Origin of the sequence: Paenibacillus sp. LHD-38, assembly GCF_031157315.1 — a bacterium.
GTDB lineage: Bacteria > Bacillota > Bacilli > Paenibacillales > Paenibacillaceae > Pristimantibacillus.
This window is the reverse complement of record NZ_JAVIFU010000002.1, coordinates 48,619-73,503: the sequence shown is the minus strand read 5'-3', so window position 1 is coordinate 73,503 and position 24,885 is coordinate 48,619. Positions and strand designations below refer to the sequence as shown.

Below are 24,885 nucleotides of genomic sequence, written 5' to 3'. Positions count from 1 at the left end.
TCCTTTGAAAGTGAGGAGGAAATATTATGGTTCTTTATCGCGTGCTTGTTGTTGATGATTCCGGATTCATGAGGAAGATTATAAGTGATCTAATTGTTCAAGATCCTCAGTTTATGATTGTTGCTACCGCTGCCAATGGTCAAGAAGCCATAGAAGCGGTTCGCGAATGGAAACCGGATGCCGTTACATTAGATTTGGAAATGCCTTTGATGAACGGAATAGAAGCATTGCAATGTATTATGAAAGAAAATCCGACTCCTGTTATTATGCTTTCGGGAATTAGCGAAGATAACACGAGAGAAACCATTAAAGCGCTGCAATTCGGAGCTTTTGACTTTATTAGAAAACCTTCTAGCGCGATTTCAAATGATATTCACCAGGTTGGCGATTTTTTACTTGAAAAATTACGTATTGCCGTTTTAACAAAGCGGCATCAACCTGCAATTACTATCAGTGAAAAGCATGAGTCGGTAATCGATATTTTAATTCAAGCCATACAGGAATTAGCTGCAGCCATAGAAAAGCCCGTACAACATGTGGAGCCAACACTTGCACCGCTGCTTACTCCGATTAAAGATCGGGACAAACCATTGTTTCCGAAAGAGGATAGCAAGCAAAGGCCGCAGCGATCGGCACCCCCTTTACATACAAAACAAAAAGAATCTAAGCCTGAGAAAGTTGCGTCTAACGAAGCAAAGTCAACGGTTGTAACGTGTAAATCAGTCGGCAAAACCGTGCAGCCTGATGTAAAACCTCAGCAAACTGAGCCGCTTATAATTAGAAAAGGAATGTCTAGCAGTTCGGTATCGACTTTCAAGCATATCGTAGCGATTGGCACATCTACAGGTGGCCCAAGAGCGCTGCATGAGGTCATTACTTCCTTGCCGGCTGACTTCCCAGCTCCTGTCCTTATCGTGCAGCATATGCCTCCTAGATTTACAAAATCGCTTGCACAACGACTAGATAGTTTTAGCGAGCTTCATGTAGTTGAGGCAGAACAAGGTGGGAGAGTGAGTGCTGGAGTTGTATATATCGCGCCCGGCGGATTTCATATGGAGCTTTGCAAAGATTCGAAAGGCTTCACGATTCTGCTCACTGAGCAGCCTCAACGAAACGGTCATCGCCCATCAGTGGATGTTTTGTTTGAATCATTGACGCCATATCGAGAACTTAAACGTCATGCTGTTATCATGACGGGGATGGGCAGCGATGGGGCGAAGGGTATGAAACTTCTGGTAGAGTCTGGCATAGAAACGACCATTGCAGAAGCAGAAGAAACATGTGTCGTCTACGGTATGCCAAGATCTGCCGTTGAAGCAGGATGTGTCTACAAAATATTACCGCTTCAAGACATTGCTTCACAACTCGTGCAAGCAGTGATGAAATAAATAGGCTCCAATCGCTTAAACATACTAACAGGAGGTGCTAGGAAATGGATATGAATGCCTATTTATCGATGTTTATCGATGAATCTAATGATCACCTGCAATCCTTAAATGAAAATTTGCTTCGACTGGAAAGCGAGCCGGAGGAGCTTAGTATCGTTCAAAACATTTTCCGATCAGCGCATACGCTGAAAGGGATGTCAGCTACTATGGGTTTTGAAGATTTGGCCGCACTGACGCATGAAATGGAAAACGTGCTGGATCTCGTTCGCAATAGCAAGCTTAAAATGGATAGCTTTATTTTTGACACCTTGTTCAAAGGGCTTGATGCACTCGAAGCGATGGTTCAGGATATCGTAGGCGGCGGTACCGGTAAAGCTGACGTCACAGCCATTGTTGCGTCACTTCAAATCATATTGAAGAGCGACTATAGTGCAAGCAATGCGATGGCAGCACCTACCGTAGCCGCTAAAGCGCCAAATACCGCAACTCCAAGCGCATCAGGGGCGATGCTGCTGGATGAGTTCCAATCTTCCATATTGCTGCAATCGATTGAATCAGGCCATCAAGTATATCACATTCAGATAGCAATCCGTGATAATTGCATGCTTAAAGCGGTACGTGCCTATATGGTGTTTGATCTTCTCGAACGTAATGGTGAAGTAATTAAATCTGATCCGTCGGTACAAGATATCGAGCAGGAAAAATTTGATTTCACCTTCGCTGTTTTTACGATTTGCCGCTTGACGCAGGAAGATCTTCAAGCGCAGCTTCTTAATATTTCGGAAATTGAATCCGCTGTTGTAACTCAGCTCGATGCTGAATCATTGGCTGTGCTCAGCCAATCAAATGCCGCAGCTGCAGTGGAAGCAGTCGAGGAGATTGCGCCTGCTGCGCAGGCATCTGTTAAGACGGAAACGCCGCGTGATGCCGCTACCAAGGTACAAGCACCTGCTGCACAAGCTGCGCCTGCCAACGTATCAAGAACCATTCGAGTGGATATTGAGAGACTCGATACGCTTATGAACCTATTTAGTGAATTGCTTATCGACCGGGTAAGACTCGAGCAGCTTTCAAGTGAAATCAAACGCAATGATTTAACAGAAACAGTTGAGCATATGACGCGTGTTAGCTCGGATTTGCAAAGTATCGTGCTTAAGCTGCGCATGGTGCCAGTTGATTCCGTATTTAATAGATTCCCGCGCATGATAAGAGATTTGGCTAAATCGCTTGATAAAAAAATTGATCTTGTTATTACAGGAGCAGACACGGAGCTCGATCGCACGGTAATCGATGAAATCGGCGACCCGCTTGTTCATTTGTTGAGAAATTCAGTAGATCATGGTATTGAAACCGTTGATGAGCGGATTGCAGCAGGCAAGTCAGAGACAGGGACAATTTACTTGCGTGCTTATCACAGCGGGAACCATGTCTTTATTGAAGTCGAAGAGGATGGCCGCGGAATTCATCATGAACGTGTGCTTAAAACCGCGATTAAAAATGGTGTCGTTACCGAAGAACAAGCGAAGCTATTGTCTCCAGATGAAATTAATATGCTGATTTTTGCAGCAGGCTTCAGTACTGCAGATAAGATTTCGGATATTTCAGGTCGCGGTGTAGGACTTGACGTCGTACGTTCCAAAATCACTTCGTTAGGCGGTAACGTAACGATAGACTCTGCTTTTGGCAGAGGCACTAAGTTTTCCGTACAGCTTCCGCTTACGCTTTCTATCATTTCGGCTATGCTGATCAAGCTGGGCTCGGAAAAATATGCGATTCCTTTATCTTCAATCGTTGAAACAGGCATTATTCGCAGGGAACAAATTATAAATGTACACGGCAATAAGATGATTGAGTTTAGAAATGCAATCATTCCTTTAGTATCACTAAGCAAAGTACTTGATTCTCCTGATTTTAATGAAAACGATGAGAATGAGACTGAAATTGTCGTGGTGCGAAAAGGCGAAAAATGGGCAGCAGTCATGGTTGATGAATTTATCGGTCAAAGTGAAATCGTTCTTAAAACTTTGGGTAAATATTTAACAAACATCGATGCGGTTTCCGGCGCAACCATTCTCGGCGATGGTTATGTCGCACTAATTATTGATCCGAATGCGCTTATCAAATAGGGAGGTTTTTACGATGGGAGAAGAATTAAAGGTTATCGTGTTTGCACTTGGAAGCGAAGAATATGGAATCGAAGTAGATAAGGTCCGCACGATTGAAAGATTATCTCCAATTACACGCGTCCCCAAAACAGCGACTTTTATCAAAGGGGTTATTAACCTGCGCGGCGTAGTCGTTCCTGTCATTGATCTTCGAGGGCGGTTTAGCCTTTCAGAAACAACGCCGACAGAAAATACAAGAATAATTGTTGTTGCCGTAGCTGACATCGAGGTTGGTTTTATCGTTGACTCCGCAAATGATGTTATCGACATCGATACGGATTCCATCGACATGCCGCCAGAAATTGTCGGAGGCATTAAAGCTAAATACTTAAGAGGCATTGCGAAGCTTGGTGAAGGTCGACTTCTCATCATGCTCAATTTGTCTGAGGTATTGAACAAGAACGAAATCATTCAAATCGAACAGCTTGAGGTTTAGCAAGTGAGTCTATTTAGCCGCTTTGAAGCCTTCGAGCTCGATGTTTTGAAAGAAGTCGGCAATATTGGGGCAGGTAACGCTGCTACTGCATTATCGCGTTTATTGGACAAACCCGTGGATATGGCTGTTCCTAAGGTTAGCTTGCTTCCATTTGAAGAAATCGCTGAGCGTGTGGGCGGCTCTGAGCAAATCGTCATTGCTGTTTTTCTTCGAGTGGAAGGGGAAGCACCTGGTAATATGTTCTTCATTATAGAGGAAGAATCTGCGAGGCGCATTTTACGTCAGCTTCTGGCAATGAATATCGAAGAGCAAGAGGGATATTCGGAAATGGAGTTGTCAGCCCTTTGCGAGATCGGCAATATTTTGGCTGGCTCTTATCTCTCCTCCTTGGCTGACTTTACGCAATTATCGATGGCACCATCCGTTCCTGCTATTGCAGTTGATATGGCAGGAGCCGTACTGAGCTATGGCTTAATGCAGTACGGTGAAATGGGAGACTCGGCCCTATTGATCGAAACGACATTTTTGGAGGATCGCCAATCGCTTGAAGGACACTTCTTCCTCATTCCAGATCCGGAGTCGTTTGAGAAAATTTTTAGGGCTTTGGGAGTCGTTAGCGAATGATACAACAAAGTTTGGTCAAAGTCGGCATGGCTGATTTAAATATTGCAACAGATGGAGCGATACTCAAAACGACCGGTTTAGGATCTTGTGTTGGGCTTACTTTGTATGATCCAATACGGAAAATAGCCGGAATGGCTCATGTGATGCTGCCATCTTCAGAAATTGCCCGTGAGACCAAAATCAATTTGGCTAAGTATGCAGATACAGCCATACCTGAGCTGCTTGATCGAATGTTGGCAGCCGGTGCACACGTTGTGAGATTGAAAGCAAAAATGGCTGGCGGCGCACAAATGTTTGCCATGTCTGGGCATGCGGATTCTTTAAGAATTGGGCCTCGCAACGTGGAATCCTGTACAGAAGTACTTCGCAGATTTAAAATCCCAATCATTTCGCAAGATACGGGCGGGAATTTTGGGCGGACGATTGAATTTAGCAGCGTTAGCGGGATGCTATCAATAAGAAGTGTGCAGTTTGGAACAAAGGAGATTTGATATGCTGGGAACATGGCGATGGAATGTCGTATTTGGAATTTTCGGCACCGTGCTGACGGTAGCTTTCTCAATCGGAAACAATCCGATTATTGTTATGCTGCTTAGAAGTATGTATGCTTTCATCGCTTTTTTTGTTCTTGCTTTTGGAGTGCGAGCAATATTGGCATACATTCTTCAGCCTCCTTCAATTGTAGGCGATTTAGCGGAAGATGAAAGTAGTAGAGGCACACAGCTTGATCTGCAAACGCCAGACGAGTCTGATGATCTAAATGATATGTTAAAATCACAGCTACAGGATGGGGCAGTTGCTCCAAAAGCCTTTGCTCAGAATAAAGATGCTGCCGGCTTTAAGCCACTGAGCCCGCCACAATTATTATCTACAAAAAATACACAGCCTGAAGAATTGGTTAAAGCCATTCGTCACCTGACAGGAGAGTGAGTCGATGATTGAGCAGAAACCCCCTCATTTGACAAACTTGCAGATGTGGCAAGCCTGGAGAGAACAGGGCGATTTGGAAGCTAAGAAAAGTCTTATTGAACAATATTTGCCGCTTGTTGATTATGTAACGAATCGAATGGCTATCGGTCTTCCAAAAAACGTCATCAAAGACGATCTTGCAAGTAACGGTGTAATGGGTTTAATTGATGCGATTGAAAAGTTTGATTACGGCCGCGGATTGCAATTTGAAACGTATGCTTCTTGGCGCATCCGCGGTGCGATCATCGACGGCCTACGGCAAGGAGATTGGGTTCCGCGTTCCGTTCGTGAAAAGGCGAAAAGAGTCGAAGAGGCTTATCAGCATTTAGAGCAGCAATATTTGCGTTCCGTAACGGATGCTGAGATCAGCAAATATCTTGATTTGTCTGAGAAAGAATTTACGAATATGCTTCAAGATATCGCGGTTACGACAGTCTGCTCTCTTGAAGATCCAATTCGTGAAGAGGAATCAGAAACAAGAATGTCTCTTCTCATCGATGACAAAGCAAAAAACCCGGACCACAAGGTACATGAGTTTTATATAAAGGAATCATTAGTTAAAGGTATTGACCGTCTTACGGAAAAGGAACGCACCGTTGTTTCCCTGTTTTATTATGAGGAATTATCATTGAGTGAAATTGCGGAAGTAATGTCACTATCACCGTCGAGAATTTCCCAGCTCCATTCAAAAGCTATTTTACGGCTGCGAGGAGCTTTGGCTAAGCATAAAGATCAACTCATGCAGCATTAAGAGAGGAGGAGTCAGGTGGATAATCTACAATTAGAATCATTTCTACGCATCCAGACATCAGCCGATAAGCTGTCTGCCTTTTTAACATTTAGCAGGATGTCAGATGAATTCGAATGTAATGGCGATGAGTTAGAGGGTTTCTTGCGCAGCAAAGGAATCGTTTATGGTCTCCGGAGAGAAGTTCTGAATCAGATTGGCACTAATCCTCTCGCGTATTGTAGAGAGCAGACGCTTATCGCTCAAGGGGAGGCGCCCTTACCCGGTAAGGATGGGTATGTGAAGCTAGCGTACGATATGAATAAAAACAACCAAGCCCCAACCGAGCTTGAGGATGGTAAGGTCGATTTCAAAGAGGTTGTGCAGCTGAAAAATGTAAAACGGGGACAATTGATTGCGGAACGCTATGAGCCTACGCCAGGTCCTTTCGGTAAAACGGTCACGGGTGAAGATATTCCTCCGAAGATAGGTAAGCATGTTCGCTTTAAAGTAGGCAAGAACGTTGTTTTGAATGATGAGCAGACCGCTATGTATTCTGCCATAGACGGACTCATTGCATTGACGGAAAAAGAGAAAATCAATGTATTTCCTGTATACGAAGTAAACGGCGATGTCGATTACAGCGTAGGAAATATTGATTTTGTTGGTACGGTAGTCATTCGAGGAAATGTTCTCAGCGGGTTCCGCATTAAGGCATCCGGGGATATACGAGTGATTGGCGGTGTTGAAGGAGCTGAAATTGAATCAGAAGGCTCTGTGGAGATAACAGGTGGCATTTTGGGAGGCAATAAGGGCTTTGTAAAAGCAGGACGCAACGTGCGAAGCAGCTTCATCCAAGAAGGAAATGTCATAGCCGGCGAAGAGGTTCTTGTGTCTCAAAGCATTATGCATTCTCATGTAAGAGCGGGGAAAAATGTTATTTGCTCTGGCGCAAAGGGATTAATCGTGGGTGGACTTGTGCAGGCTGGCGATATGGTCAGCGCACGGACAATCGGAAACTCAATGTCAACGGCTACGACAATAGAGGTTGGAGTTAATCCTGAATACCGGACAGAACTGCAGGATCTGCGAACAAAACTGAAACAATATATGGACAATTTGGACAAGACGGATAAGGCGCTTGCTATCCTCGACCAGCTGGCAGCGGCAGGTCAGCTCACGCCTGAAAAGCTAGCTTTAAGAATCAAATTAACGACATCCAAGCGCCAGACTCTGCTTGAAAATGATCAAACAAAAACTCGGATTCTTGAGATTGAGAGAACGCTGGAGAACACGGACCGCTCGAAGATTGACGTTAGCAATATCGTATTTGGCGGGACGAAGCTTGTTATTGGCAGATACACGAAATTTGTGAAGGATTCATCACAACGTGTATCCTTTCGATATTCCGAAGGCGATATCGTTCTAGTTCCTTACTCTAATTAATGCCGCACCTTGTCAATGGTCGAAAGGGGTGAGCAATTTTGACGTTTAAATCCATTGATTTGCAAATGTCAGTACCACGAACGCAAGAGTTTAGCGGTAAGCATGGTCAAGCTATTCATAAGCCAGTCGTAGATCAAAATATGTTAGCTGCTCAAACAACAAAGCAAACCGATCTTTTGCGTGGGAAGAATACGGCCGTGGAACAATCAAACGGAGCACATATTCGTAATGATCAAGAAAGGCAGCAGGGGAATGCCTATCAAAAGGCAAGGCGCAAACCATTAGAAACAGCACCCGAGGATCATGTGGAAGAGCATCCCCCTACTCATCCATTTAAAGGACATAGGGTTGATATTAAGTTATAAACCAAGGCTTTATTTGAAAGGCAGGCTATGTACGATGCAGCCATACTTGCAATATATTGTATTACTCGGAGCGGTTGTAATTGTTGGTGCCTTTGTAATGCCTCGGAAGAAGCAGGATACAGCGTTACCGCCGCAAGCCATGCAAAACATGGAGACTGCGTTAGAGCAGTTTATGGAAAATATGGAGAAGGACAATGAAGAACTTGTCCTTTTAGTAAGAAATGCTCAACTAGAATCAAAGACGGATGCTTCACGCAAAGACCAAAGAATTGCCCAGCTGGAGAAAAAATGTGAACAGCTTACCGAACAGCTGCAATTGATTCACTCCGGTGGGGGACCAACTGGGAGGCAGGTGGAAATTCCATCCCTTGCATCTACAGTAGATACGTTTAAACAACAACAGTATGAAATAGAGCAGCCGGAGCTGGAAAAGGAAGCTGCACCCGAACCGAAAACGATCCAATCAAGATATAAGGAAATATTCGTGCTATATGAGCAAGGGAAATCAATTGAGATCATTTCCAAAAAACTCGGTATGAATAAAGGTGAAGTACAACTTATTATTCAGCTAGCTAAGCAAGAGGGGGCCGCCCATGCTTAAAAATCGTACTTTTTTATTCGGGTTAGGCACGGGCATAATTATTGGAGCCTTGTTGTTTCAGCTTATGCTCTCTGGTGAAGAGAGCCGGCAAAGGCTGTATGAAAAAGATATTTCGGCAGATGAGAGGTCGTACACGCAAGTGGAGGTCGATGCATTGTTAAAGGCAGAGCGCGATTCCATGCAGCTTGACCAAGAGATCAATACTGGGGTGGAGGATTCGCAGTCAAAGCCGGCTGCAACCGCAGTTCCAGTGAAAGAAGAGTCAAGCAAGTCGGACAAAGACGAGATTAATCCAACTATTTCACCAGAACAGAAGGCTCCTATTAAGCATGTGATCAGAATAGAAGCAGGCTTAGGTCTGTCAAAGACGGCAGAGCTGCTCGCATCCCAAAACATTATTGAAGACCAAGCAGTGTTCGTTAATAAAATGAAAAAAACCAAGCAGCTGGTTCGCGCCGGTTATTTTTTGTTTCAGGAAAACATAACGGATGATGCTGCTATTGCTATTGTAACCGGTGAACCGCTTACGAAAGAACAAGCTGATGCTTTAACCTCTAGTAAAAAAAATAGTTAACCTATCTTTTCTCAAAGGAATGTTGCAAGCAGTATGTATTTATGGTATATTAATTCACGGTGTTAAAAACGCACGCAGGTCAATTTTGTCAAATGGTGCTTCCGCCCGGCGGAAGTTTTGACGAAAGATGCGACTAGCGGAGGAGCACTAAAAAAACCATTACAGGAGGTGTTGAGGAAATGGCGGTTATTTCCATGAAACAGCTACTAGAAGCTGGGGTACACTTCGGTCATCAGACTCGTCGTTGGAACCCGAAGATGGATCGTTATATCTTCACAGAAAGAAACGGGATTTACATTATCGATTTGCAAAAAACGGTTAAGAAAGTTGACGAAGCGTACAACTTTGTTAAATCGATTGCTGCAGACGGCGGCACAATGCTGTTCGTAGGTACAAAAAAACAAGCACAAGATTCCGTGAAAGAAGAAGCAGAACGTTGCGGCAACTTCTACATCAACCAACGTTGGCTCGGCGGTACTCTTACTAACTTCCAAACGATTCAAAAACGTATCGATCGTTTGAAACAACTTGAGAAGTGGGAAGAGGACGGCACTTTCGAGGTTCTTCCGAAGAAAGAAGTTATCATTCTTCGTAAAGAAAAAGACCGTTTGGAGAAATTCCTTGGCGGTATCAAAGGAATGAAAGGTTTGCCAAGCGCGTTGTTCATTATTGACCCACGCAAAGAGCGTATTGCTGTTGCAGAAGCTCGCAAACTTGGAATCCCAATCGTTGGTATCGTTGATACGAACTGTGATCCAGACGAAATCGACTACGTAATTCCAGGTAACGATGATGCAATTCGTGCCGTTAAGTTGTTGACGTCGAAAATGGCTGATGCAATCGTTGAAGCTAACCAAGGCGAGCAAACAACGGCTTAATTTAAAGACTTTAGATAGTCAACAAAGGGTGGTCAGATGGTGATAAACCTCTCACTGCCCTTTTTTCGAATGTAAATCACTAAAACTAAGCAGCTTGTATAGTTTATCTGTATAGCGGCTTGATTAGGTTCAAACTAACCAAATTATTATGAAGTTAATAAAGGCTTCATAAAACTCATAGGAGGGCTTACAATGGCAGTTAGTGCTAGCGCGGTAAAAGAACTACGGGAAAGAACTGGAGCAGGGATGCTCGATTGCAAGAAAGCTCTTGACGAAACAAACAACGATATCGAGAAAGCAATTGCTTTCCTACGTGAAAAAGGTTTGGCGGCTGCAGCGAACAAAGCTGGCCGTATCGCAACTGAGGGCGTAGTTGAATCGTATATCCACGCTGGCGGCCGTATCGGCGTTATCGTTGAAGTTAACTGCGAAACGGATTTTGTTGCTAAAACAGATCAATTCCGTGAGTTCGCTAGAGATGTAGCTATGCAAATTGCAGCAGCTAACCCTAAATTTGTGCGTCGCGAGGAAGTTTCTTCGGAAGAGCTTGAAAAAGAACGCGAGATCCTAAAAGCTCAAGCACTTAACGAAGGCAAACCGGAAAAAATCGTTGAAAAAATGGTCGAAGGCCGTATTTCGAAATACTACGAAGAGTTCTGTCTGCTTGAGCAATCGTTCATTAAAGACCCAGACAAAACAATCGCGACTTTGCTTAATGAAAAAATCAACAAAATTGGCGAAAACATTTCCATCCGTCGCTTCGTTCGTTATGAGCTTGGTGAAGGTCTAGAGAAAAAAGTAGACAACTTCGTAGAAGAAGTTATGGCTCAAGTTAAACATTAATCCGAACGCACAGGCGGGGCGGGGCGTCCGCCCCGCCTGCTTGTATGAATAGAACATATTTGAAGGACCTCATCTATTGAGGTGCATGATGGAGGTATTAACGTTGGAGCAGCCTGTTTATAAACGTATCGTGTTAAAAGTCAGCGGGGAATCATTGTCAGGTCAAGAAGGCTATGGAATAGAAGCAACAGTCATATCTTCAATTGCTGATCAGGTGAAGGAAGTCGTAGCGCTTGGCATAGAAGTAGCCATTGTAGTCGGCGGCGGTAACATATGGCGCGGCATTGCTGGTTCTGCAAAAGGAATCGACCGTGCAACAGCTGATTATATGGGGATGCTGGCTACACTTATGAATTCACTCGCACTTCAAGATGCGCTGGAACAAATCGATGTCCCAACTCGTGTGCAAACATCGATCGCGATGCAACAGATCGCTGAACCGTACATAAGACGTCGTGCCATTCGTCATTTAGAGAAGGGTCGCGTAGTTATTTTTGCGGCTGGTACCGGTAATCCGTTCTTCTCTACGGATACGACAGCAGCTCTTCGTGCGGCTGAAATCGAGGCGGAAGTTATTTTGATGGCGAAAAATAAAGTGGATGGCGTTTATTCCGCAGATCCATTTAAGGATAGCACGGCTGAGAAGTTTGAGGAGCTTACATACCTCGATATGCTAAATCGTAATTTAGGCGTAATGGATTCAACCGCAGCATCGCTTTGCATGGATAATAATATTCCTCTTATCGTATTTGCAATTACGGAGAAAGGGAATATTAAACGCGTCGTGCTGGGTGAGAAAATCGGAACGATAGTGAGAGGAAGTGCGAAATAATGCCACAAGAGCTGAAAAAAAACGCAGAAGAACGTATGGATAAAGCAATTTCGGCGCTCAAACGTGATTTGTCTTCTTTGCGCGCGGGTAAAGCAAGTTCAGCTTTGCTTGATCGTATTCAAGTGGAATATTACGGGTCAATGACGCCTGTCAATCAACTTGCTAACATCAGTACACCTGATTCCCGTACATTATTCATTCAACCATGGGACAAATCGTCAATGTCGGCGATCGAGAAAGCGATTATGAAATCGGATCTTGGCCTTACGCCTTCTAACGATGGCACTTCGATTCGTCTTTCTATCCCTCCGCTTACGGAAGAGCGTCGTGCTGAGCTTGTGAAAACATCGAAAAAGCTTGGTGAAGAGGCTAAGGTAGCCATCCGCAATATTCGCCGCGATGCGAATGACGGCGTGAAAAAGCTTGAGAAAACAACCATTTCTGAAGACGAGTCACGTGGTCACCAAGAGGATATTCAAAAAGCAACCGATAAATTTATTGCTGAAGTAGATAAAGTGCTAGTTGCTAAAGAAAAAGAAATTATGGAAGTATAATGATCTCTGGGCCCCTCCGACAGGCGGGGTTTGGTTTTGATTTCAGTTGGGAGGAAGTAAGATGATCGAGCGACTTTGGGCCAAATTAGGCAAATCGTCCTTACAGCCGACTGATTCTGTGGCCACAGAAAACGTGCCTGAGCATGTTGCGATTATTATGGATGGAAACGGTCGCTGGGCTAAAGATCGTGGATTGCCACGAATGGCAGGTCATCATTCTGGGATGAAAGCGGTCAAACGTATTACCATTGCAGCAGATCGGCTTGGCGTCAAATATTTGACGCTATATGCATTTTCTACGGAGAACTGGAAGAGACCTAAGGCTGAAGTGGATTTTCTCATGAAACTTCCCCAGCAATTTCTTGAGATTGAATTAGAAGAACTGATTGCAAACAACGTGCAGGTTCGGATGATGGGACACAAAGAGGATCTACCGTCATTTACGATAAGTGCAGTTGAAGAAGCAATCGTTAAGACTGCTAATAATACCGGGCTTGTTCTCAATTTCGCATTAAATTACGGAAGCCGTAAGGAAATGCTTGAAGCAGTAAAAAGCATCGCCGAAGAAGTACAGCAAGGACATTTAATAATCGATGATATTGATGATAAAGTCATGTCTGACCGCTTGCTTACGAGTGGACTGCCGGACCCGGATTTGCTTATTCGAACGAGCGGGGAATTACGTTTAAGTAATTTTATGATGTGGCAGCTTGCTTACAGTGAATTATGGTTTACGGATGTGTATTGGCCGGAATTTACGGAAGCACATTTTCAAGAAGCGATTTTGGAGTATCAACGCCGTGCGCGTAGATATGGTGGATTGTAGCTTCAAGCAACGGAGTGTGACTTTTCATTGAGACAACGAATTATTACGGGCGTAGTGGCAGGCGTAGGCTTCATTGGCTTAACCGTAGTCGGCGGATGGTTATACAGCAGTCTTCTTGTGTTACTTGCAATTATCGGCTTTACTGAATATGCGCGCATGAATGGTGTAGCATGGTCGCATCCGTCTTCAATGCTCGGATATGCGGGCGTGCTACTGTTTGTGCTTCCATGGTCAGAGTGGGGAATTAGCATACCTTCACCTCTGACAATTCTTTGGATACTTGCTTTCTTACTGCTTGCAATCACCGTGATTACCAAAAATAGAACAACAATTGATGGCGCCGCACTTATGTTGCTAGGCGCTTTATATGTAGGTTATGGCTTTGCGGCAATGGGCGAGGTTCGCCAAATTGATCCTCATGGTTTGTTATGGACGTTTTTGTCCTTTGGATGTATTTGGGCATCGGATATCGGTGCTTATTTTACGGGACGAGCTATTGGAAAAACAAAACTATGGCCTTCGATCAGCCCGAACAAAACGATTGAAGGCGCTTTGGGCGGCGTATTGCTTTCCTTAATTGTATCCGCTGCATTTGCAGTGATTTCACCTGATTTTGTTACATTGCCGAAAGCATTGCTAATCGGATTAATTGCTGCTGTAGCTGGCCAATTTGGTGATTTAATACAATCCGCGTATAAGCGGGTCAGAGATATTAAGGATACAGGTACGTTGTTACCGGGACATGGCGGTGTGCTTGACCGATGCGACAGCTGGCTTATCGTATTTCCGCTGTTAGTGCTTACAGAGCTGCTGCCCGTATAAGTCAGGAGGATGTGCATGAAAAAAATAAGCATTTTAGGTTCGACAGGTTCGATCGGAACACAGACGTTGGACATCATTGCTCATGATCCAGAACGTTATAAGGTTGTGGGATTATCTGCAGGTGCGAATGTTGATCTAATTATTAAACAAGCCAACCAATTCAAACCTGCAATCGTCAGTCTGGCATCTAAAGCAGACGCTGATACCGTTCGTTCGCAGATTCCTGCGGGTACGCGGATTGTTTATGGGGAAGAAGGACTCATTGAGGTGGCAGCGGGCACAGATGCTGACATTGTAGTTACGGCAATCATGGGAAGCAGAGGCTTGCCAGCTACGATAGCGGCAATTGATGCGGGTAAAACGATTGGTCTAGCCAATAAAGAGACATTGGTTACAGCGGGCCACATCGTGATGGAACGTGCTAAGGAGCGAGGCGTATCGATATTGCCTATCGACAGCGAGCATTCTGCGATTTTCCAATGTTTGAATGGCGAAGATCGCAAGTCTATCAATCAAATTACATTAACGGCATCTGGCGGGTCCTTCCGTGACCGCACGAGAGCGCAGCTCGAAGGCGTGACTGTGGCTGAGGCTCTTAATCACCCGAACTGGTCAATGGGCGCGAAAATCACGATTGATTCTGCGACTATGGTCAATAAAGGGCTTGAGGTCATCGAAGCGAAATGGCTGTTCGATGTTACATACGATCAAATAGATGTCATTATTCATCCGGAGAGCATCATTCACTCTTATGTGGAGTTTTCCGATAATAGCGTTATCGCGCAGCTTGGACTGCCTGATATGCGTGTACCGATTCAATATGCTTTATCCTATCCTCAGCGAAATGCAACGCCTACTGAGAGGCTTAACCTTGCGCAAATCGGCAAGCTTCATTTCCGAGAGATGGATTTTGAAAGATATCCATGCCTGCGTTTAGCTTTTGAGTGCGGTAGACTTGGACAATCGGCGCCAGCTGTGTTCAATGCTGCAAACGAGGTTGCTGTCGCGCGCTTTTTAAAAGGAGAAATTACGTTTCTTGACATTGAACGGATTTTGGAAAAGGTAGTCGGTCAACATGAAGCATCTGATATAAACGATTTGCAGATGATTGCAGAAGTGGATGCATGGGCGCGCCGTATCGCTGAATCCGCATAAAATCGGTTAAAAACCGGTTCTCTTGTATCGGACGGGAGAATAATGATAATCTATGTACAGGCCGTAACGAACAGGAGGCTTTAGCTTAATGCACATGATTCAGGTTGTCTTTTTGACGATTCTCGTCTTTTTCGTGATTGTGACGATTCATGAATGGGGTCATTACTATTTCGCAAAAAGAGCGGGCATTTTGGTTCGCGAATTTGCAATAGGCTTCGGACCGAAGCTTTTCTCGGTAAAACGCGGTGAGACAAGATATACGCTGAGATTAATACCTGCCGGTGGTTTTGTTCGCATGGCGGGAGAGGATCCGGAAATTGTCGATGTCCAGCCAGGACAAACCATTGCGGTTCGTCTGAAAGATAATAAAGTAACACGGCTTTATTTGGACCGCCTTGATGAGCGGAGCGGTGTTATTCGCGGTGAAATAGTTACCATTGATTTGGAGCGTAAGCTTTCAGTAACATTAGACGTTGAAGGCGAGAGTGAGACGTTCTCCGTCCACCCGACTGCTTTAATGATAACAAAAGGCAAAGAGACCCAAATCGCTCCGATCGACAGACAATTCGGAAGTAAAACGGTCTCGCAGCGTGCACTTGCGATTTTTGCCGGGCCGCTCATGAATTTCGTGCTTGCTTTCGCATTATTTGCTGCCTATATCCAAATGGCCGGTATTCCGGTTGAGTCACCGGATAAGCTTCTCGTAGGCCAGATTTCAGAGGGAATGCCTGCTGCTAAGGTAGACTTGAAAGAGGGCGACGTGATTGATGCCGTTAACGGAGAAAAAATCGGCGCCGATTTTGACAAAATGATTGATATTATCGGAAAATCTCCGAATGTACCCATCCGTATGGATATTATTCGTGACGGCAAAACCCAACAGGTCGTTATTACGCCTGTACCGAATGAAGAGGGCGTAGGCAAGGTCGGCATCAGCGCGGCAATACCTACTCGCCCAGCAACATTCGGAGAAACCTTTTCTGGCGCGGGCAAGCTGATGAAAAATATGACGATTAGCATTTTTGACGGCTTCAAAAAGATTATTTTCGGGGAGTTCAAACTTGATGATCTTGGCGGGCCTGTACGAACGATGGAATATACAAGCCAAATTGCACAACAAGGCATCGTGCAGTTGACATCATGGACTGCGCTGCTCAGCTTGTATTTAGGTATCTTTAATTTGCTGCCGATACCGGCGCTCGATGGCAGCCGTTTGATATTCTTAGGAATCGAGGCGGTTCGCCGCCGTCCAATCGATCCAAACCGCGAGAGCATGGTGCACTTTGTTGGCTTTGCGCTGCTCATGCTGCTCATGCTCGTAGTAACCTATAATGATATTTTACGATTGGTAAGAGGGGAGTAATTGGTCGCTCATGTCGAAGGATAAACAGTTCGTAACCGAAATCACGCCACAAAGCGAAGATTTCTCTAGATGGTATCTTGATGTAATAAAAAAAGCTGAGCTTATGGATTACTCGCCTGTTAGAGGCTGTATCATTTTCCGCCCAGAGGGCTATGAGCTTTGGGAAAATATTCAACGGGATCTTGACCGCCGCTTCAAAGAAACGGGTCATCGCAACGCTTATTTCCCGTTGTTTATTCCAGAAAGCTTTTTTCAAAAGGAAAAAGAGCATGTCGAAGGCTTTAACCCTGAGCTGCCGTGGGTAACTGAAGCAGCAGGCGAGAAGCTTGAAGAGCGTCTTGCGATACGGCCGACATCGGAAACGATGTTTGGCCATATGTATTCGAAATGGATTCAATCCTATCGTGATCTTCCGCTGCTAATTAACCAATGGGCAAACGTTGTCCGCTGGGAAAAGCGCACGATGCCATTCCTTCGTACGAGTGAGTTTTTGTGGCAGGAAGGCCACACGGCTCATGAAAATGAAGAAGAAGCACGTCAAGAAACGATGCAGATGCTTGATGTCTATACACAGTTTGTTGAGGAGTTTCTAGCGATTCCCGTGATCAAAGGTGAGAAAACACCTTCCGAGCGTTTCGCTGGCGCTGTAGATACGTATTCGATCGAAGCGATGATGAAAGACGGGAAGGCTGTACAAGCTGGAACATCCCATTACCTGGGTACTAAATTCGCAGTCGCTTTCGATATTAAATTTCTTGATCGCGAAAATACTTTGCAGTTTGCACACACCACTTCTTGGGGCGTTAGCACGAGATTAATCGGAGCTCTGATCATGGTTCACGGTGATGACCGCGGTCTTGCGCTGCCTCCAAAGGTAGCTCCGACTCAGGTGATTATGATTCCGATCGGTCCAGCTAAAATGCGCGAACAGGTTGTAGGTCGCGTGGATGAACTTTATGCTGAGCTCAAAAAAGCCGGCGTACGTGTACGCGTAGACGACCGTGCAGATGTAAGCCCGGGTTGGAAATTCAATGAATACGAAATGCGGGGCGTTCCGCTTCGTTTAGAGCTTGGACCACGTGATATGGAAAACGGACAAGTTGTACTCGTTTCCCGTATTACGGGTGAAAAACGCGTTGTGCAGCAAGCGAACCTTATTGCTGAGGTAGAAACGATGCTGGAAGAAACGCATCATGAAATGTTTAACCGAGCGAAGCAGTTCCGTATCGATAATTCACGTTCGGTGGATACGCTTGATGAAATGAAGAGCTTCTTGGAAGAGCAACGCGGCTTCGTAGAAGCAGGCTGGTGCGGATCTGCCGCATGCGAGAAGCAGGTAAAGGAAGAAACAGGAGCAACAAGTCGCAACATTCCGTTTGAACCGACTGTTCAAAAAGGAACATGTCTCGTATGCGGAGATTCAGCTAAGCATACCGTCGTATTTGCAAGAGCTTATTAAGGACTGAAGCTAGTTCGGTTCGGATCTTAAGGGGTTGATTTTTTTGGGCCAAACCGCGGATAATCGGCAGCGCTTCGAGATGCTTTTACAGCAGTCGGGGCTGCCGCAAGAACTTATACAATCTTATTTCCAAGATGGATATATTGAGCAAGTTATAGTAAGCAACAGTAACCGTGAATGGACGTTTTGCATCCGCAAAACGTCCATGGTGCCTTTACAGGCCTATAACGGGCTTTGTCAAGCAACCCGAGTAAAGTTTGAGCATATTGCCGCTGTCAAGTTTCTATTTATATATGATTCTGTCGTTGAGACAGAGTCTATCGTGTTGCAATATTGGGGCTTGTTTATGGAGTGGGCTCAGCGCGAGATCGCTTCGGTTAATGGATGGCTGCAGAAAGCAACGATAGCGGTAGAAGGCGAAACATTAACTTTGTCCTTACTCGATAATACGGGTTTGGAGCTTGCACGGAAAAAACGTCTTGATGATGAAATTATCCGATTTTATAATGACTATTTTCAGCGCGCTTGCAAAGTTAAAATGATTGTCAGCGAGTCCAGGCAAGAAATTTTGGATGAGTACGCGCTTAAAATTGTGCAGGAAGAACGTGAGTATGTTCAAGAGCTCATGGCGAGTTCCCAATCAGAGTCTGACCTTGTAGATGACGCAGAGATTAAGCTTGCGGTTGGTTACGATATTCGGGAAGAGCCTGTTCCTTTGATGAACATTATTGAAGAAGAAAAGAAAATTACCGTACAGGGCGCTGTATTTGGCTTAGATGTAAAAGAGCTCCGTAACGGCAGTACGTTGTTTACGTTCAATGTGACTGACTTCTCCGATTCTATCGCAATGAAGATGTTTGCTAAAACGAAAGATGATGTGAAGATATTAAGTCAGCTATCGAATGGAAAATGGATCAAAGCACGCGGAAGAATCGAATATGACCGCTTTATGCAGGAGCCGGAGCTCGTGATGATGCCAAATGATTTGCACGAGGTCAAATCACCTCCTGACCGCATGGATAAAGCGGAAGAAAAGCGCGTCGAATTTCATCTTCATACGACAATGAGTGCGATGGACGCGGTTACGCCTGTTGACGTTTATATCAAGACTGCAGCTAAATGGGGGCATAAGGCGATTGCCGTAACGGATCACAGCAATGTGCAATGTTATCCGGATGCGAATAAGTCAGCCAAAAAGCATGGCATCAAAGTGCTGTTCGGCGTTGAGGCAAATGTAGTTAACGACGCAGTTCCAATGGTACTCGAATCCAGGCCGGAGCCTCTTGCAACAGCAACCTATATCGTGTTCGATATAGAGACGACCGGTTTGTCTGTTATTAATAATAAAATCATTGAGCTTGCCGGCGTTAAAATGCGTGATGGCAAGGAAATCGATCGGTTCTCGACGCTGATCGATCCGCATGAAAAAATTCCATACCATATTCAGCAGTTGACTAATATTAATGATGATATGGTAAAGGGACAACCTGAGATTGAGCCGAAGCTGCGCGAGTTCATCGAATTCATCGGGGATGACGTACTCGTAGCGCATAATGCGAGATTCGATATTGGATTTATTCAAGCGAATTGCAAAGCATTTGGCATACCTGAGGTCAAAAATCCTGTGCTTGATACACTTGAGCTGGCTAGATTTATTTTCCCGACCCTCAAAAATCATCGGTTAAACACGTTATCTGATAAATACAAAATCAGTCTTGAAAATCATCACCGCGCGGTAGATGACTCACTCGCCCTAGGCGGCGTGCTCTACGGCTTGATAGCGGATGCAGCTGAACGCAATATAACGAATCTTCATCAGCTTAATGATTACGTTGGCATTGACTTATCAAATTCACGTCCTTTCCATAGCAATATTTATGCTTTAAATGCAGTGGGCAAGAAAAACTTATTCAAGCTCATTTCTCTTTCGCACACAGAACATTTCAAACGCGTCGCGACAATGCCGAAAACGAAGCTTATGGCGCACCGCGAAGGTTTACTCGTCATTTCGGGCTGCGAGAAGGGCGAGTTTTTTGAAACGGTATTGAACAAATCGTATGAAGAAGCACTTGAGGTAGCTCGTTTTTACGATGTTCTCGAAATTCAACCAATAGATTTTTACATGCATCTAGTTGAGAAGGGGCTTGTCGGCAGTCGGGCAGAGATTGAGCAGGCCCACCGTCGGATATGCCAAATCGGAGACGAACTGGGGAAACCGGTCATTGCGACTGGCAACGTTCATTATCTGAATCCACGCGATAAAATGTATCGTGATATTACGATTCATGGTATTACGGGGTTTAGCCCGCTGAAAAGCATAAGAAAGCCCGATGCACATTTCCGAACAACGGAGGAGATGTTAGAGGAATTTGCTTTTCTAGGGGAAGCGAGGGCTCGCGAGGTTGTCATTACGAATACCGTAGAGCTTGCTGACCGATTCGAGCCGTACGATATGTTTCCTACAGGGCTGTTCGCTCCTGATATCGAAGGCGCCGACGAGGAAATCCGCAACACCTGCTATGACACAGCGAAATCAATGTACGGTGAGGATTTGCCGCAGGTCGTCATCGATAGGCTGGAGAAAGAACTTATTCCGATCATTAAGTTTAAATTTTCCGCGAACTATTTGATTTCTGAGAAGCTCGTGAAGAAGTCGAATGCAGACGGCTATTTGGTTGGCTCGAGGGGATCCGTCGGCTCATCGGTCGTAGCTACGTTCCTCGGGATATCCGAAGTTAATCCGCTTCCTGCACATTACTTGTGCAAAAACTCGGATTGTAGGCACAGCGAATGGTTTCTGGACGGCAGCATACCAAGCGGCTTTGACCTTCCGGATAAATTATGTCCGAAATGCGAGAAGCCGATGAAGGGCGAAGGCCAAGACATACCGTTCGAAACTTTTCTAGGCTTTAAAGGCGATAAGGTTCCCGATATCGATCTTAACTTTTCCGGAGATTACCAGCCGGTTGCCCATAACTACACGAAAGTACTGTTTGGGGAAAAAGCGGTTTTCCGGGCAGGAACTATCGGTACGGTTGCTGAGAAAACCGCATATGGCTTCGCGAAGAAGTACGAAGAGGAGCACAGCAAGAAATGGCGCGGCGCAGAACTTGCCAGACTTGCAAGCGGCTGTACGGGCGTAAAACGAAGTACGGGCCAGCATCCAGGCGGTATCGTCGTCGTTCCTGATTACATCGAGGTTGAAGACATTACGCCGGTACAATTCCCGGCTGATGATGTGAATGCCGAATGGAAAACGACGCATTTCGATTACCATGCGTTTGATGAGAACTTGCTTAAGCTCGATATACTCGGACACGATGATCCGACCATGATGCGGATGCTACAGGATTTAACAGGCGTCGATCCAACAGCGATTCCGATGAATGATCCTAAAGTCATGAGCATGTTCAACTCAACGAACGCACTCAATATTCCGGGTGAGAAGATCCGGTCGTCCGTTGCAACCTACGGTGTTCCTGAGATGGGCACGAAGTTTGTTCGTCAAATGCTTCAAGAGACGCAGCCTTCGTCATTCGCGGATTTGCTTCAAATTTCCGGATTGTCGCATGGTACGGGCGTATGGCTGGGAAATGCCCAGGAGCTCATCAAAAACGGGACATGCAACATTAAAACCGTAATCGGCTGCCGGGATGACATTATGCTTTTCCTCATCTACAAAGCAGGGATGGATGCCGGTCTTGCCTTTAAAATTACGGAAAGCGTGCGTAAAGGGAAAGGGCTAACACCGGAATGGATCGATGAAATGAAGCGGTGCAAAGTACCGCAGTGGTATATCGATTCTTGCCTTCGTATTGAATATATGTTCCCGAAAGCACATGCTGCCGCATATGTCATATCAGCGGTACGGACAGCGTACTTCAAGCTCTATTATCCAATTGAGTATTATGCTACTTACTTCACAGTAAGAGCAGATGATTTTGATTTAGAGCTGCTTTGCCAAGGGTATGACGCGATTTTGAGAAAGTTGATCGAAATCGAAGCGAAAGGGTTTAATGCGCTTCCGAAAGAGAAAAACATGGTATCACAGCTGGAAATGTCTCTTGAAATGACAGCTCGCGGATTCTCTTTCAAGCCAATTGACCTTTATCGTTCCGATGCAACGAAGTTCCTTGTGGACGGCGAATCTCTTATTCCGCCTTTCGCTGCAATTGCCGGCATTGGGGATAATGCGGCGCGCAACATCGCGGCATCCAGAAATGATGGCGAGTATCTTTCCATCGAAGATTTCCAGATGAAATCCAAGGCGACAAAGACCATAATCGAGGTGCTCGGAAACATGGGCTGCTTCCGTGGATTGCCGGAATCTAACCAGCTTTCCCTGTTCTAGATATGGTTGATGTAGAAAAGATTTCTTGTCACTATAGTGCGGTTATGTTATAATTTTTCTGGCAATGATGATGATAAAGACTTTGATGCAGAAGAGTGGGGAAACCCACTCTTTACGTTTTGTAATCGGCAAAATGGCATAGTGCGTATAAACAGGAGGTCAACTGAATTTGAGTACATCCAAAATCAAAGCCGCTGTCCAGGAAATGGTCCTGCCATACCTCAGCAGCAATGGATTTGAACTGGTTGATATTGAGTATGTCAAAGAAGGAAGCAATTATTTTCTTCGCATATTCGTGGATAAAGAGGGCGGCATCGATATTGATGATTGCGGCCGCATCAGCGAATTTATGAGCGAGCAATTGGATAAAAACGATCCAGTTACAGACGCTTACTTTCTTGAAGTTTCTTCTCCTGGAGCTGAAAGACCGCTTAGGAAGGAAGAAGACGTACGTAAAGCTATCGGTAAACACGTTTACATAACGACATATGAACCGATCAGCGGCGCTAAAGAATTTGAGGGGCTGCTGCTTTCATTTGATGGAGAAAATGCCGTTGTGCGTACGGGCAAGAAAGAGTATACGATTCCTTATGATAAGGTGGCCGGAGCAAGACTGGCTATCGTATTCTAAATATTCGCTTTTTATATTGAAAGGGGGAAATCCAGTCCAATGAGCATGGATTTTATAGAAGCATTACAGGAAATAGAAAGAGACAAAGGGATTACGAAGGACGTACTCCTGGAAGCCATTGAGGCGGCGCTGATCTCTAGCTACAAAAGAAATTTTAATACGGCACAAAACGTGCGAGTTGATATCAACCGTCATACTGGCGTCATAAAAGTATATGCCCGTAAAACGGTCGTTGACGAGGTTCTTGATCCGCGTCTTGAGATTACGGTTGAGGCATCTCGTGAAATCAATCCCCACTATCAAATCGATGATATCGCTGATATTGAAGTTACGCCTCGTGACTTTGGACGCATTGCCGCTCAAACAGCGAAGCAAGTGGTTACGCAGCGCATTCGTGAAGCGGAGCGCGGACTGATCTATAACGCTTTTATCGATAAAGAGGAAGACATCGTAAACGGTATCGTACAGCGTCAAGACGTCCGCAATCTATTTGTGGATCTTGGTAAGGTCGAGGCTGTATTGCCATTGACAGAACTTATGCCAACAGATAAGTTCAAGCACGGCGATCGTGTGAAGTCATATATCACAAAAGTGGAAAATACGACTAAAGGTCCTCAAATTATTTTATCCCGTACGCACCCAGGATTGCTTAAGCGTCTATTCGAGCTTGAAGTGCCTGAAATCTATGACGGCGTTGTTGAAATTCGGTCGGTTGCCCGCGAAGCAGGCTTCCGCTCCAAGATTGCGGTCCATTCCCGTAATACTGAGGTAGATCCAGTGGGTTCTTGCGTTGGTCAAAAAGGACTGCGCGTTCAGACGATCGTAAACGAGCTTAAAGGTGAGAAAATCGATATCGTTCGTTGGTCTGAAAGCGTGGACGAATATGTTGCGAATGCACTCAGCCCGTCAAAGGTGCTTGAGGTTATTGTGTTCGAACAGGAGAAGATGGCTCGTGTTATTGTGCCTGACTATCAGTTATCTCTTGCTATCGGTATTAAAGGACAGAATGCGAGGCTAGCTGCCAAGCTTACTGGCTGGAAAATTGATATTAAGAGTGAGACGCAAGCAGAGCAGGAGTATGGCCGTCCGAAATCCTTGACTACGATTATGCATCAGGATTCGGTTTCCATCGATTAAGCTGTCTCAATAGTTATAAGCGTCAATTCAGCTGGCAGAGGAGGGGTGTACAATGAGACCGAGAAAAGTACCGCTTCGCAAATGCGTCGCTTGTCAGGACATGAAGCCGAAGAAGGAACTCATTCGGATTGTGCGGACACCGGCCGAAGAGGTGCAGATAGACTTGACAGGCAAAAAGGCAGGCCGCGGTGCGTATTTATGCGGAAAAGTGAGCTGCTTTAAACTAGCGAAAAAATCCAAAGCGCTTGATCGAGCGCTGAAGCAGCATGTTGGCGAGCATATTTACGATCAGCTTGCACAGGATTTTGTAGCGGTAGAGGAGCAGTTTATCGCGAATAAGGAGCTGATAAGCGATGAAGCAGAATAAGAGCTTATCACAGCTTGGCATGGCTATGCGTGCGGGAAAGCTGATTACAGGCGACGAAATCGTACTCAAAGCTGTAAGAAATAAACAGGTGCATCTCGTTATAATTGCAGGAGATGCTTCAGAAAATACGAAGAAAAAGTTTCGTGACAAATGCAACACCTACGGAATACAACTCGCCGAAGCATTCGACCGTGAGCAACTAGGAAAGGCGATAGGTAAGCCAGAACGGGTTGTGCTTGCGGTAACCGATATGAAGTTCGGAAAAATGATTGCGAGTCATCTGAGCCATAATACGGAGGTGGATCATATTGGACAATAAACAAGACAGCAAGGATAATAAAGATAAGCTGCGTGTTTACGAGTATGCCAAGT

Annotated in this window: 25 protein-coding genes; all 25 read left to right on the top strand. The window is 45.1% G+C overall.

Features of this window, described 5'->3' with window-relative positions; all coding sequences use genetic code 11:
- The first annotated feature begins 26 nt into the window (after nt 1-26).
- The 25 genes from RCO25_RS02330 (at nt 27) to RCO25_RS02210 (ending at nt 24,832) form a co-directional block, all read left to right on the top strand.
- The gene (locus tag RCO25_RS02330) at nt 27-1,388 is read left to right on the top strand and encodes a protein-glutamate methylesterase/protein-glutamine glutaminase (protein ID WP_308994542.1); all 1,362 of its coding nucleotides are present in this window, start codon (nt 27-29) and stop codon (nt 1,386-1,388) included.
- A gap of 44 nt (nt 1,389-1,432) precedes the next feature.
- Nucleotides 1,433-3,514, top strand: a complete 2,082-nt coding sequence (locus tag RCO25_RS02325; RefSeq protein WP_308994541.1) for a chemotaxis protein CheA — start codon at nt 1,433-1,435, stop codon at nt 3,512-3,514.
- Between the two features lie 13 nt (nt 3,515-3,527).
- Nucleotides 3,528-3,989, top strand: a complete 462-nt coding sequence (locus RCO25_RS02320; protein WP_308994540.1) for a chemotaxis protein CheW — start codon at nt 3,528-3,530, stop codon at nt 3,987-3,989.
- A gap of 3 nt (nt 3,990-3,992) precedes the next feature.
- Nucleotides 3,993-4,613: a chemotaxis protein CheC gene (locus RCO25_RS02315; protein ID WP_308994539.1), complete on the top strand. Its 621-nt coding sequence runs from the start codon at nt 3,993-3,995 to the stop codon at nt 4,611-4,613.
- Nucleotides 4,610-5,104 (top strand): chemotaxis protein CheD, encoded by a 495-nt coding sequence (locus RCO25_RS02310; protein ID WP_308994538.1) that lies wholly within the window; start codon nt 4,610-4,612, stop codon nt 5,102-5,104. Before RCO25_RS02315 ends, RCO25_RS02310 begins: the two co-directional genes overlap by 4 nt.
- Before the next feature lies 1 nt (nt 5,105).
- Nucleotides 5,106-5,543, top strand: coding sequence for a hypothetical protein (locus tag RCO25_RS02305; protein ID WP_308994537.1), 438 nt, complete (start codon nt 5,106-5,108; stop codon nt 5,541-5,543).
- Nucleotides 5,544-5,547: 4 nt separating this feature from the next.
- A complete protein-coding gene (locus RCO25_RS02300; RefSeq protein WP_308994536.1) occupies nt 5,548-6,333 on the top strand; it encodes a FliA/WhiG family RNA polymerase sigma factor in 786 nt (261 codons plus the stop codon).
- Nucleotides 6,334-6,348: 15 nt separating this feature from the next.
- Entirely contained in the window at nt 6,349-7,755 is a 1,407-nt protein-coding gene (locus RCO25_RS02295) for a flagellar assembly protein A (RefSeq protein WP_308994535.1), read from the top strand.
- Between the two features lie 38 nt (nt 7,756-7,793).
- Nucleotides 7,794-8,120: a hypothetical protein gene (locus tag RCO25_RS02290; protein WP_308994534.1), complete on the top strand. Its 327-nt coding sequence runs from the start codon at nt 7,794-7,796 to the stop codon at nt 8,118-8,120.
- 34 nt (nt 8,121-8,154) lie between these two features.
- Nucleotides 8,155-8,721, top strand: a complete 567-nt coding sequence (locus RCO25_RS02285) for a DUF6115 domain-containing protein (RefSeq protein ID WP_308994533.1) — start codon at nt 8,155-8,157, stop codon at nt 8,719-8,721.
- On the top strand, nt 8,714-9,295 hold the full coding sequence (locus tag RCO25_RS02280) for a hypothetical protein (RefSeq protein WP_308994532.1): 582 nt from the start codon (nt 8,714-8,716) through the stop codon (nt 9,293-9,295). Before RCO25_RS02285 ends, RCO25_RS02280 begins: the two co-directional genes overlap by 8 nt.
- A gap of 179 nt (nt 9,296-9,474) precedes the next feature.
- Nucleotides 9,475-10,173, top strand: a complete 699-nt coding sequence (gene rpsB, locus RCO25_RS02275) for a 30S ribosomal protein S2 (protein WP_053375748.1) — start codon at nt 9,475-9,477, stop codon at nt 10,171-10,173.
- Nucleotides 10,174-10,341: 168 nt separating this feature from the next.
- Entirely contained in the window at nt 10,342-11,016 is a 675-nt protein-coding gene (gene tsf / locus RCO25_RS02270; protein WP_308994727.1) for a translation elongation factor Ts, read from the top strand.
- 103 nt (nt 11,017-11,119) lie between these two features.
- Nucleotides 11,120-11,848 carry a UMP kinase gene (gene pyrH / locus RCO25_RS02265; protein WP_138752926.1) on the top strand — a complete coding sequence of 243 codons (729 nt, stop codon included), beginning with the start codon at nt 11,120-11,122 and terminating at the stop codon, nt 11,846-11,848.
- Nucleotides 11,848-12,402, top strand: coding sequence for a ribosome recycling factor (gene frr / locus RCO25_RS02260; RefSeq protein ID WP_308994531.1), 555 nt, complete (start codon nt 11,848-11,850; stop codon nt 12,400-12,402). Before pyrH ends, frr begins: the two co-directional genes overlap by 1 nt.
- Before the next feature lie 61 nt (nt 12,403-12,463).
- On the top strand, nt 12,464-13,228 hold the full coding sequence (locus RCO25_RS02255) for an undecaprenyl pyrophosphate synthase (protein ID WP_308994530.1): 765 nt from the start codon (nt 12,464-12,466) through the stop codon (nt 13,226-13,228).
- Nucleotides 13,229-13,255: 27 nt separating this feature from the next.
- Nucleotides 13,256-14,050 carry a phosphatidate cytidylyltransferase gene (locus RCO25_RS02250; RefSeq protein ID WP_308994529.1) on the top strand — a complete coding sequence of 265 codons (795 nt, stop codon included), beginning with the start codon at nt 13,256-13,258 and terminating at the stop codon, nt 14,048-14,050.
- Between the two features lie 15 nt (nt 14,051-14,065).
- Nucleotides 14,066-15,205 (top strand): 1-deoxy-D-xylulose-5-phosphate reductoisomerase, encoded by a 1,140-nt coding sequence (locus RCO25_RS02245; RefSeq protein ID WP_308994528.1) that lies wholly within the window; start codon nt 14,066-14,068, stop codon nt 15,203-15,205.
- A gap of 88 nt (nt 15,206-15,293) precedes the next feature.
- Nucleotides 15,294-16,568, top strand: coding sequence for an RIP metalloprotease RseP (rseP, locus tag RCO25_RS02240; RefSeq protein ID WP_308994527.1), 1,275 nt, complete (start codon nt 15,294-15,296; stop codon nt 16,566-16,568).
- A gap of 10 nt (nt 16,569-16,578) precedes the next feature.
- A complete protein-coding gene (gene proS / locus RCO25_RS02235; RefSeq protein ID WP_308994526.1) occupies nt 16,579-18,027 on the top strand; it encodes a proline--tRNA ligase in 1,449 nt (482 codons plus the stop codon).
- A 43-nt stretch (nt 18,028-18,070) separates the two neighbouring features.
- Nucleotides 18,071-22,378 (top strand): PolC-type DNA polymerase III, encoded by a 4,308-nt coding sequence (locus RCO25_RS02230; RefSeq protein WP_308994525.1) that lies wholly within the window; start codon nt 18,071-18,073, stop codon nt 22,376-22,378.
- Nucleotides 22,379-22,547: 169 nt separating this feature from the next.
- Nucleotides 22,548-23,009, top strand: a complete 462-nt coding sequence (gene rimP, locus RCO25_RS02225) for a ribosome maturation factor RimP (RefSeq protein ID WP_308994524.1) — start codon at nt 22,548-22,550, stop codon at nt 23,007-23,009.
- Between the two features lie 39 nt (nt 23,010-23,048).
- Complete coding sequence (nusA, locus tag RCO25_RS02220; RefSeq protein ID WP_308994523.1) at nt 23,049-24,146, top strand: transcription termination factor NusA; 1,098 nt, start codon at nt 23,049-23,051, stop codon at nt 24,144-24,146.
- Nucleotides 24,147-24,198: 52 nt separating this feature from the next.
- Nucleotides 24,199-24,513 (top strand): RNase P modulator RnpM, encoded by a 315-nt coding sequence (gene rnpM, locus RCO25_RS02215; RefSeq protein ID WP_308994522.1) that lies wholly within the window; start codon nt 24,199-24,201, stop codon nt 24,511-24,513.
- Complete coding sequence (locus RCO25_RS02210; protein WP_308994521.1) at nt 24,500-24,832, top strand: L7Ae/L30e/S12e/Gadd45 family ribosomal protein; 333 nt, start codon at nt 24,500-24,502, stop codon at nt 24,830-24,832. The genes rnpM and RCO25_RS02210 overlap by 14 nt, the downstream gene beginning before the upstream one ends.
- Nucleotides 24,833-24,885 lie beyond the last annotated feature (53 nt).